We start from the raw sequence: 13,334 nt of genomic DNA, 5'->3' as shown, positions 1-13,334 counted from the left end.
CGACGTCGACATCGGCCGCGGCCGCCGGAGCGGGCGCGGCTTCGCCGCACCCACTCCGAGTGGTACCGACTCAGCCATGGCTGTTCTCCGCAAGGGCGGCATCCATCGTCTCGATGAACTCGTCGGGCGTGATGTCGCCCTGCACCAGAAGGGTCAGCTCCTGCTGCAAGCGCGTGTTCGTCGCCGGGTCGAGCTGCGTGTCCCACGGCATCGCGATCTTGGCGCCGACCTCGTTCGCCTGCTCGACGGCGCGAGAGTACAGCTCGGTCGCGTTGTCGGGGATGGTCGTCTCGACGTTCGTCGTCGGCGAGAGGGCTCCGGTGGCCGCGTAGACCTCGGGGTAGCGCTCGAGCGCGAAGGCGAGGAAGTCGCGCACGAGCGGGTCGTAGGTGCGCGCGTTCACGGCCATGCCGATGCCGGACGGCGTGACGAACTCGTTGTCCTCGGTCACCGCACCGTCGATGGTCGGCAGCGTGAAGTAGTCGACCGAGTCGCGCACGCCGGGGTCGAGCGTCTCCGTGGCGAGGTTGGCGAGCTCCCACGTGCCGATGTTGTAGACGGCGGCGTTGCCCGAGGTGAAGAGTGCCTGGGCATCTGCGTAGCCCGTCGACGAGAAGCCCTCTTGGAAGCATCCGGCCTGTCCGAGGTCGTACAGCCATTCGGCTGCCGCCTTCCCCGCAGGGTCGGCGAATGCGGCGTCGCCGTTCTTCAGGTCTTGGACGTACTCCGGCCCGGCCATCCGGAACGGGTAGTACGCCATGTACCGTTCGAGCGGCCACTGGTCCTGCCCGTCGAGGGCGATGGGGGTGACGCCCTTGGCGCGGAGTGCTTCGCACATCGCCGGGAAGTCGTCGAGCGTCGCCGGGACCTCCACGCCCGCGTCGGCGAAGAGCGCCGTGTTGTACCAGAAGAACTCGAGCTGGAACTCGAACGGCACCATGTACAGCGAACCGTCGTCGAAGCGCTGGTAGTTCAGCGCGGCCTCGCGATACTCGTCTGCGAGCCCGAGGTCGTCGAGCAGCACCTCGACGTCGACCATGCGATTCTGCCCGGCGAGCTTCTGCGCGAAGGGCGTGGCATCCGTGTCGAAGAGCTCGGGCAGCTTGTTCGCGGCCGCGAGCGTCTCGTACTTCTGGATGTACGAGGGCCGGTCGGGCGTGGTGATGAGGTTGAGCGAGAAGCCGGAGTGCTCTTCTGCGTACTCCTCGGCGATCTGCTCCATGGCCGTGATCACTCCGCCGTCGGCCGGCCGTGAGAGCAGCCAGGAGATCTCGCGGGGAACGATCTCGCCGTCGGGGTCGACATCGGTCGGGTCGGCGCTGCTCGATGCGCCGGCGCAGCCCGTGAGCACGAGGGCTGCGGCGGCTGCGGTGGCGGCAGCGGCGAGGAACGCTCGTCTGCGCTTCGTGGTGGACATCGGAATCTCCTTTGATTGATCTTCGGGCTGTGTTGCGGGTGGGGCTGTGTTGCAGGTGGAGCGCTAGGTCGCGGTGGCGAAAAGGTCGTCGGCTGCATCGAGCGGAGTGACCTCGGCGTCGTCGCGAGCGAACACGGAGAACTCCGTGACGGTGACGGCGCCCTCACCGACGAAGACGCCGAGCCGGCCGCTCGCGAAGTCGTACAGACGCGTGCTCAGGACCGTCGCGTTGTCGACGGTGGCAACGCACAGATCGCCGTCGACGATGACCTCGAGCTCGTGCTCGCCCGCGTCGAGCCGACAGGGTCGCTCGAGTTCGACGGCGAAGGGCACGTCGCCCGAGATCTGCCACTGCTCGGTGCCCGTCGACTGGCGCGGCCACCGATCGAAGACGAGACGCCCGCGCTTCGGTTCGAGCCGCAGCACGTAACCTTCATCGCCATCGGCGCTCGCCCGCAGGAGCACGCCGCATTCGCTCGTGCCCTCGTCGATCTCGAGGCGGGCGCGGAGCCGGAACGATGACGGGGCGTCGCCGAGCGTCAGCACATCGCGGTATCCGTCGGGCGCGTGCAGCGTGGTGCCGCTCGCGATCGCCTCGCCGGGCCGTGAGAACGCCTCGCGGAGCTCGTCGGCCGGGTGGAAGGCCAAGGTGCCGTCGTGGCGCTGCTCCGCCTCGAGCACGGACATCGTGCCGGCCCACTGCCAGGCGCCGGCGTCGTCTGCGCCCTCGCGCGACGCGATCCAGCCGAAGAACAGCCGCCGCCCATCGCGGGCGGCCGACTTGGCCGCGTAGAAGGCGCGTCCGTCGATCGTGTCGTGCTCCGGCACGATCCATGGCCCGTGCAGGCTGCGCGACATCCGGTATCGCGTCGTGAAGGCATCGCTGAACTCGGAGAAGACGAGGTACCACCACTCGCCCCACTTGAACACCTCGGGGCATTCGTGCGCGAGGTAGCGTCGCGGGTCCCAGAACGGCGGTGCCGGCTCCCAGCTGGAGAGGTCGCGCGAGGTGCACTGCGCGATGACTCCCCTGCGTCGAGCGGGGCCGTCGACGTGACGCGCCGTGATGAGCATCCGCCAGAGCTGCGCGTCCTCGTCCCAGAAGACGAACGGGTCGCGCCAGTCGGCGGTCTCGTAGCCGGCGGTCGCTCCGAAGGTGTCGGACGGATGCCGCTGCCACGAGTGCATGCCGTCATCGCTCGTCGCGTGCATGACCACCTGCAACGGCAGTCCATCGTCACCGGCCTTCGCCGGGTTCTGTCCGGTGTAGAAGGCGTGGTGCGTGCCGTCACCAGCGAGCACGATGCTGCCGGTGTAGACGTTGAAGTCAGCGGCCGACGGGCCTCCAGATGAGATGGCCTCGCCTGCCTCGCGGAAGTCGACCAGGTTCTCGGTCACGACGCGTCGCCACGGCATGCCCTCCTTCGGCACTTGGCGTGTCTCGTGCAGGTAGAAGAGGTGGAACACCCCGTCCTCCTGCCACGGGATCACGTCTCCGACCCACGCGCCGTTCGGCTGGTAAAACCCTCGCTGGTCCATCATCACCTTCATTGGTTAATCGGTTACGCAGACTGTATACGCACTTTCGCACGTTGGTCAAGCGGTTAATCAAACCCGGCCTCGATTTTGCTTGACGCGTCAACCATCCGTGGCATAATGGTTGACGTATCAACCGAATCACTCTGAAGGGCATCACATTGACTGAGCAGCAGATCATTGCCGTCGCCGGAGCAACCGGCGCTCAGGGCGGCGGCGCAGCGCGAGCCATCCTCGCCGACCCGGAACACCGCTTCACGGTGCGGGCGCTGACCCGCGACCCCGAGTCGGCTGCCGCGAAGGCACTCGTCGAACTGGGCGCGGAGGTCGTTCGAGCCGATTTCTACGATGAGCCGAGCGTGCTGGCCGCCCTCGAGGGTGTGTACGGGGCCTTCTTCGTCACGAATTTCTGGGCACACGGTTCCGCCGAGAAGGAACTCGAGGAGATCGGCGTGCTCGCTCGTTCGGCGAAGGCAGCCGGCGTGCAGCACGTGGTGTGGTCCACCCTCGAGGACACCCGCGTGCTGCTGCCGATCGACGATGCCCGCATGCCGGTGCTGCAGGGCAGCTACAACGTGCCCCACTTCGACGCCAAGGCCGAAGGCAATGAGATCTTCGCCGCCGCGGAAGTACCCACCACCTATCTGAACACGACGTTCTTCTACCAGGGATTCCTTCAAGACCTGGCGCCCCGGCGCGGTGAAGACGGCGTGCTCACGTTGGCGCTGCCGTTCGAAGACGGGAAGCTGCTGGCCGGCGTGGATGTCAACGACATCGGTCGCACTGCGCTTGCGATCCTCTCCGCCGGAGATGCACACATCGGCGAAACGATCGGGCTGGCCGGTGACCACCTCACCGGTGCGCAGTACGCGGAGCACCTGGCTGAGGTCATCGGCGAGCCGGTGCGGTTCCAGTCCGTGCCCTACGACGTGTTCCGGGAGCTCCCGATGCCGGTAGCGGAGGAGATCGCCAACATGTTCCAGTACTACGGCGACTTCGATGCCGAGTTCACCGGTGCGCGTGACCTCGATCGGCTCCGTCAACTCAACCCCCAGCTCAAGGACTTCAAGACCTGGACCCGGGAGAACGCCGACGCGCTCCGCGCTGCCTGACGTCGGCCACCGGCCGGCAGGTGCTGGGGCCGCCGCATTCCGAGCGGATGCGGCGGCCTCAGCGTTCAACGATCGCCTGCCGACCCGTTGACGCGCCGCGGCCGCGGGCGTAGACCTGAGGCATCCGAGAAGGAGGTGCCGCAATGGCGAAGGATCTCTTGGTCACCCTCAAGGACCAGCCGGGCGAGGGAGCTCGACTCGGCGAGGCGCTCGGCAACGCGGGTGTCAACATCGAAGGCCTCTGCGCGATCATGGAAGGCGGATCGGGCGCCGTCCACGTGCTCGTCGAAGACGTCGCGGGCGCCAGAGCGGCGCTCGAGGGCGCCGGCATCACCGTCGAGGCGGAGACCGACGTCATCGTCAGTCCAGCCCTGCCCGAGCCCGACGTGGACACGCCGGGCAAGTTCGGTGAAATGGCGCGCGCACTCGCCGACGCCGGGATCAACATCACGCTCGTCTACGTGGCCTCCAGGAACCGCGTCGTGCTTGCGACGAGCGACAACCAGCGGGCCACGCAGCTGTTGCAGTCGATGATGTAACGGCGGTTCGCGGTCGGTTCCGGTCGAAGCATCCGGCTCTACTCGCGCGCGTCGATGATCTGTTCGAGCACCCGCTCGTATGCCCCCGGGCCGATCGAGATCTCCCCGGCGTAGGGGTGGTCCATGTCGGCCGTGACGAAGATGACGAGGCCGATGAACAGCGCGAGCATGCCCGCCATGAGTATGTGCAGGCGCGGGTTCGTCACGTGAATGAAGGCGATCAGCACCGCATTGACGGCGGCCCCGACCCAGATGACGAGCCAGAAGAGCGGCGGCAGGGCGAGGGCGGTGGCGTCGATCCGCGCTCGCCGCGATTCGATGAAGTCGTCGAACGTGGCGAGCGCCTGCTCGAATTGCGCCTGATCACTCCGTGTGTCGGCCTCGATGGTGTGCAGGAGACGCTCGAACTCGTCGACTTGGGCGTCGCTGACTCCGGGGAGGATCCCCGACGCCTGGTCGGGGAAGTCGACCTCGATGACCGTGTGCATGTACTCGTCGAGCACCTGACGCATCTGGTCGCCGAGTTCGTCGGGCAAGCCGGTGGTCGCGCGATACAGCGCGCCGACACGACCCGCCTCCTCGATCGTGACCTGGCGCGTGTAGGCGAAGTTCTCGTAGACCGACACCGCGACGAGGGCGAGCAGGATGCCGAAGAACACACCGAAGGTGCCGATGACGTGAGCGAGGGCGCGGTCCCATTCCTTCGTATCGGTGACCAGCCGCAGCACGACCCGACGGAGCGCGACCACGATCAGGCAGGAGACCACGACGAACCCGCCCACGAACAACGGCAGCGTGATCAGGATGCTCGTGTCGTAGAACCAGTCCAGCATCGTCGCTCCCCCACCCCGGCGAGGGACGGGCGACTTCGTGCCCGTCGGTGCAGTTCAGCCTACGGATGCCGCCCGCTCGCGCACCATCCCTCAACCGGGTCGACACGTCAAGAGTTTTTCGCACGCGGTGTCGGATCGAGCCGACCTCGTTCGTAGCAAGGGTGAGAGGTTGCCCGCGAGGGGCACCGAGAAGGGATCACGATAATGAAGCTGGTCACCAACACCCAGATCACCGTCGACGGCGTGATGCAGGCGAATGGTGGGAACAATCCGGTGTTCGACCCCGGATTCGACCGAGGCGGGTGGGCGCTGCCGCTGGGAGACGAGGAGTCGACCGGCTACATCGGCGAGTTCTACCAGCGCGCCGACGCGTTCCTGTTCGGGCGGCGCACGTATGAGCTCTTCGCCGGGTACTGGGGCGGGGTGCGCAAAGACGACGTCGACGATCCGTTCGTGAGCTCGTTGAACTCGCGCCCGAAGTTCGTCGCATCGAACACGATCACCGATCCGCAGTGGGCGGAGACGACCGTGCTCTCCGGAGACCTCGAGACGGCGATCCGCGAGCTGAAGGCCAAGCCGGGCGGCGAGCTGCAGGTGCACGGCAGCGGCCAGCTGATCCGCTGGCTGCTCGAACACGAGCTCGTCGACGAGATGACGCTCATCGTCTTCCCGGTGATCGTCGGCGCGGGCACGCGGCTGTTCCCCGACGCGGGCAGAGACGTCGCCCTCGAACTGGTGGAATCGCGCACGTTCCCGACCGGCATCACGGTGAAGACCTACCGGCCTGATGGGCGCCCGCAGCATGCGTAGCAGGCAGCACTCGTGGAGTATGTCCGTGAACCACATCCTGGAGGTGTGAGATGCAGTACCTCGTTTCCGTGATCCACGACAAGTCCAACTCCGGCACCGCGGAAGAGGCGCGAGCGATCGACGAGTTCAACAACCGCCTCCGGGCCGGTGGCCACTGGGTCTTCGCGGCCGGCCTCGCCGACCCCAGCACCTCGACCGTCATCGACGGACGAGGTGAGGAGCCGGTGTTCACCGACGGGCCCTTCATCGAGGCGAAGGAGCACATGGCCGGGTTCTGGATCATCGACGCCCCCGACCTCGATGTCGCGCTCGAGCTCATGGCCGATGGGTCGAAGGCCTGCAATCGTCGCCTCGAGGTGCGCCCGATCCTGGACGTGTGAGCTTGGTCGACGCTCGCGCAGCGATCACCCGTGCCCATCACGAAGAGTGGGCGCGGGTGGTCGCCTCGCTCGCCAAACGCTTCGGTGACCTCGATATCGCCGAAGAGGCGGCGGCCGAGGCATTCGCGACCGCGGTCGAGCGGTGGCCGGCCGACGGCGTGCCGCCCAACCCCGGCGCGTGGCTCACCACGACCGCCAATCGCAAGGCGATCGACCGGATCCGGCGCGAGAACAAACGCCACGACAAGCACAGGGAGGCGCTGATGCTGACGGATGACGCCCCGCCCGAGCCGCTCGGCGCCATCGACGACGATCGGCTTCGGCTCATCTTCACCTGCTGTCACCCGGCCCTGGCGATGGAGGCACGGATGGCGCTGACGCTGCGCCTCGTCGGAGGCCTGACGGTACCCGAGATCGCGCGCGGCTTTCTCGTGCAGGAGAGCGCGATTGGGCAGCGGATCACTCGCGCGAAGGGCAAGATCGCGGCCGCCGGCATCCCCTACCGAGTGCCGTCGGCACAGGATCTGCCGGCGCGCATCACGGGCGTGCTCGCCGTGCTGTTCCTCGTCTTCAACGAGGGCTACCTCGCGACCGGCCCCGACACCGACCCCGTGCGCGCCGATCTCACCGCCGAGGCGATCCGGCTGACGCGACTGATCCGCGAGCTGCTCCCCGACGACGGCGAGGTGGCCGGTCTGCTGGCACTGATGCTGCTCACCGAGGCTCGTCGCCCCGCCCGCGTCTCCGCGGAGGGCGAGCTCGTGCCCCTCGGCGAGCAGGACCGAGGCGCCTGGGATGCCGCGCTGATCGAGGAGGGGCATCGGCTCGTGCGCGAGCGCCTGGATTCCGGGGTCGCTCCCGGTCGCTACCAGCTGCTTGCCGCGATCAACGCCGTGCACACCGACGCGCGAGACGCCCGCGACACCGACTGGTCGCAGGTCGTCGCCCTCTACGACCAGCTGGTGCGCCTCGACCCCTCGCCGATCGTCGCCCTCAACCGGGCCATCGCGGTCGCTGAACTCGATGGTGCGGATGTCGCGCTGGCGATCATCGATCGCCTCGGCGACGCGCTGAACGGATATCACGCCTTCCACGTCACCCGCGCTGAGCTGCTGCGCAGGCTTGGGCGCCGCGAGGAGGCGCGCGCCGCCTACGACAGGGCCATCGCGCTTGCGGGCAACACCGCCGAGACCGCCTATCTGTCACGGCGCCGCGACGACCCCGGCTGAGCGCCGACTGCGTCGAGGCATCCGTCGCATCGGCTCGTAGGCTGGAAGCGTGCCCCGACTTCATGCAGAGCCCGATCGATCCAAGTGGGTGCCCGTTACGGATTCCCTCGGATTCCGCGGTCGCCGCCACCGCAAGGCGGCAATCGGGATGCTGCTGGCGCAGGCGAAGGGCCCCGACGCGGCGCCGTCGAGCGGGGGCGGCTTCGCCGCCTGGGCGTTGAGTCAGGCCGTTCCGCTCCTGATGCGCAAAGCGGCCGGCCGGGTACTCGTCTGGGTCTGGAAAGCGGCTGATCTGCTCACGGTGATGGCCCAGGTGCAGGCCGCGACACCGGAATTGCGGATCGCCCGCGCATCGATGCCGATCGAGTATAACGACACCGAGGAGTTCCGCGGCACCTACCTCGGCGTCGGCGAGAAGCTCGCGATGCCGCTTCCGCCGGGCGGTCGCCCGCCGTTCGCCACCTACACCTGGGACCTCGGCTCGCACTTCGTGAGCGTGACGGCCGTGTGCAGCAATCGCGAGCGGTTCGGCACCGTAATCGGAGCCGTCGACGAGCTCGCGCGCAGCATCCGCGTCATCGACGACCTCACCGTCGGCGAGTCGGCGACGGTGCTGCGGATCGACCCGGCCTGATTCACCCGATCGCCGAGGCCGAACCGCAGCGTCGGGGTCGGATGTCACTCGTCCACGAACTGCCGCAACCGCCACGCGTTGCGCACGGCGTTGCCGCCGCCGTCGTTGTTGAAGTAGGCGTAGACGTCGCGACCGCTTCCTGCCCACTCGCGAATGCGGTCCGCCCACCAGCCCAGATCGGCGTCGGAATAGGAGCCGCCGTAGAGGTGGTCGTGGTCGGGTCCGTGCAGTCGCACGTAGACGAGCCCGGCGGTCGTGCGGAGCACGCACGGCAGGTTCGCGCCACTCATCACGCAGTACGCGGCGCCGTGCCGGGCGAGCAGTTCGAAGACCGGCTCGACATGCCAGCTCTCGTGGCGGAACTCGACCGCCACCCGCATCCACTCCGGGATGTCGGCGAGAAAGTAGTCGAGCCGCGCGTCATCCCGTGCCAGCGATGGCGGAAGCTGGACGAGCAGCACCGCCCGCCGCTCGCCGAGCTCGTGCCACGAAGCGGCGACGCGACGGATCCACGCCTCGGGAGCGTAGAGCCGCTTGGCGTGGGTGAGCCCGCGAGGCGCCTTCACCGACATCGCGAACCCCTCGGGCAGGCGCCGTCGCCAGCTCGCAAACGTGCGATCCGGCGGCCATCGGTAGTACGACGCGTTGAGCTCGACAGTACGGAACGACTCGACGTAGCGCGCCAGCCGCTGCGACGGCGGCAGGCCGGGCTCGTACAGCACGCCGTCCCAGTGGCCGAAGCTCCACCCGGATGTCCCGATCCACACGGTCATCGTTCGACGATCCCAGGTCGCCGCGCGTGCCGGCAAGGGGCCGGCGCGCCCGCGACATCCGGCACCGTGTCGTGCAGCCACTTGGTAGCGGCCATAGACACCTTCCCCGCGCGCGTCTACTATAAACATAGTATTCGAACGCAGACACCAAGGAGCCGTCATGCGTGCATTTGAACCTCACCGCGTTTCCTCTGCTGAGACCGCGAATTGGGTGCCGCCACTGCCTGATGCATCCGGCTTCGATCACCTCTTGGTCGAGACGCCGGGCCTGCGCCAACACGTCGCCATCGTGGGCGACGGAGAACCCATCGTGCTGCTGCACGGTTTCCCGCAGCACTGGTGGCAGTGGCACCAGGTCGCACCCCTGATCGCCGAGCATGGCTACCGCGTGATCTGCCCTGACCTTCGCGGTGCAGGATGGACCGAAGCCGACGACCCCGGCATCGAGCGTGAAACGAGACTCCACGACCTTCTTGCCATCTTCGAGGCTCTCGGCATCGACCGCGCACACGTCGTCAGCCACGACATGGGCGCGATCACCGCGATGCAGCTCGCCTACACCCACCCCAATCGTGTGCGGCGAGCGGTACAGCTCTCGGTGCCGCCCGGGTTCATCTCGTTCAGCCCCAAACTCATTGCGGCGTTCCGGCACATGCCGCACCTGATCTGGCATCACCCGGGAGACTCGCTCCGGGGCGTGTGGGCCGATCAGTACACCGCGAAGCCCACGCCGGAAGCGACCATCGACGCCCACCTCGCGCCCATGCAACGTTCCGGCATCGACCAGGCGGTGCGCGCGCTGTACCGCGGCATGGTGATCCCCGAGTCGATGCGGCTGAGTCGGGGCGTGTACAAACGGAGGCACCTGACCGTTCCGACACTCCTCGCCTTCGGCCGGGCCGACACCCGGTTCAACGAGCCACTCGTACGCCACCTCTGCCCGAACCCGGAGCGGTTCGCCGACCACGTCGAATTCGCCTTCGTCGACGACGCAGGGAAACTGCTCCCAGACGACGCACCCGACACCGTCGCGAACCTCACCCTCGACTGGATCCGGCGAACCGACTGAGCGGAGTACTATGGTCATAGTAAAACGCGCATGAAAGGTGTCCATGGCTGCGACGAGGGAGCGGGCACTCGAGGCGGCGGTCGAGCTGCTCGGCACCGACGGCGTGCGGGCACTCAGCCACGCGCGCGTCGACGAACGGGCCGGGCTGCCCGCCGGGTCGACCTCGAACTGGTTCCGCACCCGACGAGCACTGCTGGCCGGCATCATCGACTGGATGGCCGAGCAGGAGCGCGCCGATTTCGCTCCATCGCTGCTCGAGCGACCCACTCCCGAGACGATCTCCGAAGGACTCTGCGCGGTGCTGCTCGTGCAGACCGGCCTGTTCGCGGCGCGCACCCGGGCGCGCTACGCGCTCTTCCTCGAACTCGCCGCCGACCCTGAACTCCTCGCGCCGCTCCACCGCCAGCGCCGCGAGTTCGAACAGTGGACCGACCGGCTCGTCACCGAGGCAGGCATCCCCGACCCAGGGCCCGCGGCGCGCACCCTCATGGCACTCAGCGACGGACTGATGCTGCACCGGCTCACCATCGACCCCGAGCTCGATGTGCGTCCGGCCATCGAGCGAGCTGTGCGCGCGCTCGCGGCGACTCCCTGAGCCCGCGTCGGCGTGTGCACAGCCCGGCACCTACGCGAGCAGTCGACGCAACAGGGCAGCTCAGTGCCTGCTCGTGGCCGATCGCGTCGCCGAGATCGGCGAGGAAGATCTCGCCTCGATTCACCACTCGGCGCGCTCGCTCAGTGCATCGTCGCCCGCGTCGTCGAGATCATCACCAAGCGTGCCGCCATCGACGTACACCTGACGTTCGGCAGTCGAGAGCTGCGCGTTCTCGCGGTGCACCCGCGCCCAGAACTCCCGGTCCTCGTTCTCGTCGCGCACGTCTACTGTCAGCGGCCGCGTCAGGATGACGACGGCGCGTACCTCGCGGCGATGATGCCCGACTCGTAGGCCTGCACGTCGAGCAGTCGCAGGCCGACCGGGTGCGGCGTGCGCAACCGGTCCTGGGCGTTGCCCACCAGGAACGGATGGATGCCGGCATGGATCTCGTCGACCAGCCCGGCGTCGACGAGCTCGGCGGCCAACCCGCCGTAGCCGTGCGAGATGATCGATTCGTACTGGTCGCGCAGGCGCCTCACCGCCTCGGCCACGTCGCCCTCGATGAGGGTCGCGTTCCAGTCGAGCGGACCAGAGAGCGTCGTCGACGCGACGTACTTCGGGAGCGCGTTGTAGTGCGCGGCGAAGCCGCGGTCATCGGTCTGCGCGGGCCAGTACTCGCGGAAGAACTCGTAGCTCTCCCGGCCGAGCAACACCGCGTCGGCCCCGAAGACCAGCTCGTCGGAGTGGCGCACCAGCTCCGGATCCTCGACGTTGAACCAGTGCTCCATCTGGTCGAACACCCCGTCGAGCGTCATTTCGAATGAGATCGTCACCTTGCCCATGCGCCCCAGCATGCTCCGTTGAACGCCGGATGTCACGGTCCGCACGCCGGTCGACCTGCCATGCGGCCGTACCCCGCGACACCCTGATCGTGGTAACTCGCCGGCGTCGTAGCGAGGCATCCGCGGCGCAACCCTTGCACCTCGACCCGCTCAGGCGCGAGGCTGTCGGCGAGCCATGCGCCGGACGAAGGACACGATGAGCGAGCAGCACGCACCGAAGAAGTATCAACCGAACCGCGCCATGAAAGCGGCGCACGCCGTGATGCGTGCGCTCGCCCGGGCCGGTCTGGTGCCGCGCACCGTCGTGCTCACCGTGCGCGGCCGCAAGAGCGGCGAACCACGCTCGATACCGGTCACTCCGATCGAGCACAGCGGGGCGGTCTGGCTCGTCTCGCCGTACGGCACCGTCGCCTGGGTGCACAATCTGCGTGCCGCCGGCGACCTCACGCTCTCGCGAGGACGGACGACGCGGCGGTTCACCGCACGAGAGGCAACACCCGCCGAGGCCGGCCCGGTGCTGAAGCGGTACGTCGCCGTCGCCCCGATCGTGCTGCCCTACTTCACCGCGGGTGCTGACGACCCGACCGAGACCTTCTCCGCCGAGGCTGATCGTCATCCCGTCTTCGCGCTGACGGCGATCGACGCGCGATAGGCGGGCGCAGATCACGCGGGTGCTGCGACGTACCGCGGGCCCGTCATGCCGATGCCCGCGTGGCCGCCACCGCCTCCACGACCGCGCCCCACGCCGCCGGGGGCAGCTCGTGCCCACCGCCGGGTAACGGCACGAACCGAGCCCCGGGGATGTCGCGCGCGAGAGCCTCCCCGTTCCCGATCGGGAAGACGGGGTCGGCCGTGCCGTGCACCACTGTCGTCGGCACCCGGATCTCACCGAGCCGCTCACGCCAGCGCGGGGCGTCCTCCATGACATCCGGACCGCCCTCGTCGCGGTGCATGCCGGGAGACCGGCGAACCGTGTCGGTCCAGATCGCGCGATCGTGCACCTCATCGAACTCGTCGCCCGCGTAGTCGCGGTCGACGTCGACGTGGTACTCGATCACGGCGTTCGGGTCGCTCCAGTCGGGCTGGGGCATCGGGTTCGCCCACACCTCCTGCATGCGGGCGACCGCACCGGGCAGGTCGGGATCTGCCTCGAACATCGTCGGGCTGGTCGACACCAGGGTGAGTGCGCGAACCCGCTCGGGGTGGTCGAGCGCGGCGAGCTGGGCGACCCATCCGCCCGCCGAGAAGCCCACCCAGTTCGCATCGCTCGCACCGGCGGCGTCGAGCACCGCGATCGCGTCGTCGACGGAGACCGACAGCCCGTCGAGCCGCGTGCCGGGCGGCCCGAGCGTCGTCTCGCCCATGCCGCGCTGGTCGTAGCGCACCACGCACAGCCCGCGATCCGCGATGAGGTCGCAGAACTCGGGCCGCCACCAGTCCATCGAGGACTCGCCTCCGGCGACGAGCAAGACGAACGGATGCTCCGCCGACCCGATCGCCTCGGCTGCGATCACGGCACCGTCGGGGCGTGCGACACGCAACGATCGAACCTCTGCTCGCGACAT

At 68.2% G+C, this 13,334-nt stretch carries 16 protein-coding genes; 9 read left to right on the top strand and 7 right to left on the bottom strand.

From position 1 onward, the window contains the following. Positions 1–70: 70 nt before the first annotated feature. Both ESP51_RS01545 and ESP51_RS01540 read right to left on the bottom strand, forming a co-directional pair. Complete coding sequence (locus ESP51_RS01545; RefSeq protein WP_129519123.1) at positions 71–1,417, bottom strand: ABC transporter substrate-binding protein; 1,347 nt, start codon at positions 1,415–1,417, stop codon at positions 71–73. Between the two features lie 63 nt (positions 1,418–1,480). Beyond that, on the bottom strand, positions 1,481–2,956 hold the full coding sequence (locus tag ESP51_RS01540; protein WP_129519265.1) for a family 43 glycosylhydrolase: 1,476 nt from the start codon (positions 2,954–2,956) through the stop codon (positions 1,481–1,483). A gap of 158 nt (positions 2,957–3,114) precedes the next feature. Between ESP51_RS01540 and ESP51_RS01535 the strand changes: the two genes are divergently transcribed. Next, a complete protein-coding gene (locus ESP51_RS01535; RefSeq protein ID WP_129519122.1) occupies positions 3,115–4,065 on the top strand; it encodes an NmrA/HSCARG family protein in 951 nt (316 codons plus the stop codon). A 143-nt stretch (positions 4,066–4,208) separates the two neighbouring features. Next, positions 4,209–4,604 carry an amino acid-binding protein gene (locus tag ESP51_RS01530; RefSeq protein ID WP_129519121.1) on the top strand — a complete coding sequence of 132 codons (396 nt, stop codon included), beginning with the start codon at positions 4,209–4,211 and terminating at the stop codon, positions 4,602–4,604. A 38-nt stretch (positions 4,605–4,642) separates the two neighbouring features. Here the strand turns inward: ESP51_RS01530 and ESP51_RS01525 are convergent, their stop codons facing one another. Then, on the bottom strand, positions 4,643–5,437 hold the full coding sequence (locus ESP51_RS01525) for a bestrophin-like domain (protein ID WP_129519120.1): 795 nt from the start codon (positions 5,435–5,437) through the stop codon (positions 4,643–4,645). 204 nt (positions 5,438–5,641) lie between these two features. Here ESP51_RS01525 and ESP51_RS01520 point away from each other — a divergent pair, with 204 nt between their 5' ends. From ESP51_RS01520 to ESP51_RS01505, 4 genes are read left to right on the top strand one after another with little or no spacing between them, the layout of a single operon-like run. Further along, entirely contained in the window at positions 5,642–6,247 is a 606-nt protein-coding gene (locus tag ESP51_RS01520) for a dihydrofolate reductase family protein (protein WP_129519119.1), read from the top strand. 50 nt (positions 6,248–6,297) lie between these two features. Then, on the top strand, positions 6,298–6,627 hold the full coding sequence (locus tag ESP51_RS01515; protein ID WP_129519118.1) for a YciI family protein: 330 nt from the start codon (positions 6,298–6,300) through the stop codon (positions 6,625–6,627). A 2-nt stretch (positions 6,628–6,629) separates the two neighbouring features. Next, entirely contained in the window at positions 6,630–7,856 is a 1,227-nt protein-coding gene (locus ESP51_RS01510; protein WP_129519264.1) for an RNA polymerase sigma factor, read from the top strand. Between the two features lie 49 nt (positions 7,857–7,905). Further along, positions 7,906–8,490, top strand: a complete 585-nt coding sequence (locus tag ESP51_RS01505) for a hypothetical protein (RefSeq protein WP_129519117.1) — start codon at positions 7,906–7,908, stop codon at positions 8,488–8,490. Between the two features lie 44 nt (positions 8,491–8,534). Here ESP51_RS01505 and ESP51_RS01500 read toward each other — a convergent pair whose 3' ends face one another. Further along, positions 8,535–9,263, bottom strand: a complete 729-nt coding sequence (locus tag ESP51_RS01500; RefSeq protein ID WP_129519116.1) for a DUF72 domain-containing protein — start codon at positions 9,261–9,263, stop codon at positions 8,535–8,537. A gap of 160 nt (positions 9,264–9,423) precedes the next feature. Here ESP51_RS01500 and ESP51_RS01495 point away from each other — a divergent pair, with 160 nt between their 5' ends. Together ESP51_RS01495 and ESP51_RS01490 are read left to right on the top strand one after the other, a co-directional pair. After that, a complete protein-coding gene (locus ESP51_RS01495; protein ID WP_129519115.1) occupies positions 9,424–10,332 on the top strand; it encodes an alpha/beta fold hydrolase in 909 nt (302 codons plus the stop codon). 43 nt (positions 10,333–10,375) lie between these two features. Next, positions 10,376–10,927 (top strand): TetR/AcrR family transcriptional regulator, encoded by a 552-nt coding sequence (locus tag ESP51_RS01490; RefSeq protein WP_129519114.1) that lies wholly within the window; start codon positions 10,376–10,378, stop codon positions 10,925–10,927. Between the two features lie 120 nt (positions 10,928–11,047). On the opposite strand, the gene ESP51_RS20450 is transcribed toward ESP51_RS01490, so the two are convergent. Together ESP51_RS20450 and ESP51_RS01485 are read right to left on the bottom strand one after the other, a co-directional pair. Then, on the bottom strand, positions 11,048–11,209 hold the full coding sequence (locus ESP51_RS20450) for a hypothetical protein (protein WP_164990346.1): 162 nt from the start codon (positions 11,207–11,209) through the stop codon (positions 11,048–11,050). 20 nt (positions 11,210–11,229) lie between these two features. Continuing rightward, complete coding sequence (locus tag ESP51_RS01485) at positions 11,230–11,769, bottom strand: dihydrofolate reductase family protein (RefSeq protein WP_164990345.1); 540 nt, start codon at positions 11,767–11,769, stop codon at positions 11,230–11,232. Between the two features lie 196 nt (positions 11,770–11,965). Between ESP51_RS01485 and ESP51_RS01480 the strand changes: the two genes are divergently transcribed. Continuing rightward, positions 11,966–12,421, top strand: coding sequence for a nitroreductase family deazaflavin-dependent oxidoreductase (locus ESP51_RS01480; protein WP_206737153.1), 456 nt, complete (start codon positions 11,966–11,968; stop codon positions 12,419–12,421). A gap of 43 nt (positions 12,422–12,464) precedes the next feature. On the opposite strand, the gene ESP51_RS01475 is transcribed toward ESP51_RS01480, so the two are convergent. Continuing rightward, positions 12,465–13,334 carry an alpha/beta fold hydrolase gene (locus ESP51_RS01475; protein WP_206737152.1) on the bottom strand — a complete coding sequence of 290 codons (870 nt, stop codon included), beginning with the start codon at positions 13,332–13,334 and terminating at the stop codon, positions 12,465–12,467.

The sequence above is a fragment of the Agromyces albus genome, assembly GCF_004134825.1.
Classification (GTDB): Bacteria; Actinomycetota; Actinomycetes; order Actinomycetales; family Microbacteriaceae; genus Agromyces; species Agromyces albus.
This window is presented reverse-complemented; position numbering and strand designations above follow the sequence as displayed.

Coding starts and splice junctions, on each gene's coding strand:
- ESP51_RS01480 (WP_206737153.1), top strand. CDS start 11,966: ATGAGCGAGCAGCACGCACCGAAGAAGTATCAACCGAACCGCGCCATG.
- ESP51_RS01520 (WP_129519119.1), top strand. CDS start 5,642: ATGAAGCTGGTCACCAACACCCAGATCACCGTCGACGGCGTGATGCAG.
- ESP51_RS01545 (WP_129519123.1), bottom strand. CDS start 1,417: ATGTCCACCACGAAGCGCAGACGAGCGTTCCTCGCCGCTGCCGCCACC.
- ESP51_RS01540 (WP_129519265.1), bottom strand. CDS start 2,956: ATGGACCAGCGAGGGTTTTACCAGCCGAACGGCGCGTGGGTCGGAGAC.
- ESP51_RS01515 (WP_129519118.1), top strand. CDS start 6,298: ATGCAGTACCTCGTTTCCGTGATCCACGACAAGTCCAACTCCGGCACC.
- ESP51_RS01500 (WP_129519116.1), bottom strand. CDS start 9,263: ATGACCGTGTGGATCGGGACATCCGGGTGGAGCTTCGGCCACTGGGAC.
- ESP51_RS01485 (WP_164990345.1), bottom strand. CDS start 11,769: ATGGGCAAGGTGACGATCTCATTCGAAATGACGCTCGACGGGGTGTTC.
- ESP51_RS01475 (WP_206737152.1), bottom strand. CDS start 13,334: ATGTCGCGAGCAGAGGTTCGATCGTTGCGTGTCGCACGCCCCGACGGT.
- ESP51_RS01495 (WP_129519115.1), top strand. CDS start 9,424: ATGCGTGCATTTGAACCTCACCGCGTTTCCTCTGCTGAGACCGCGAAT.
- ESP51_RS01530 (WP_129519121.1), top strand. CDS start 4,209: ATGGCGAAGGATCTCTTGGTCACCCTCAAGGACCAGCCGGGCGAGGGA.
- ESP51_RS01490 (WP_129519114.1), top strand. CDS start 10,376: ATGGCTGCGACGAGGGAGCGGGCACTCGAGGCGGCGGTCGAGCTGCTC.
- ESP51_RS01525 (WP_129519120.1), bottom strand. CDS start 5,437: ATGCTGGACTGGTTCTACGACACGAGCATCCTGATCACGCTGCCGTTG.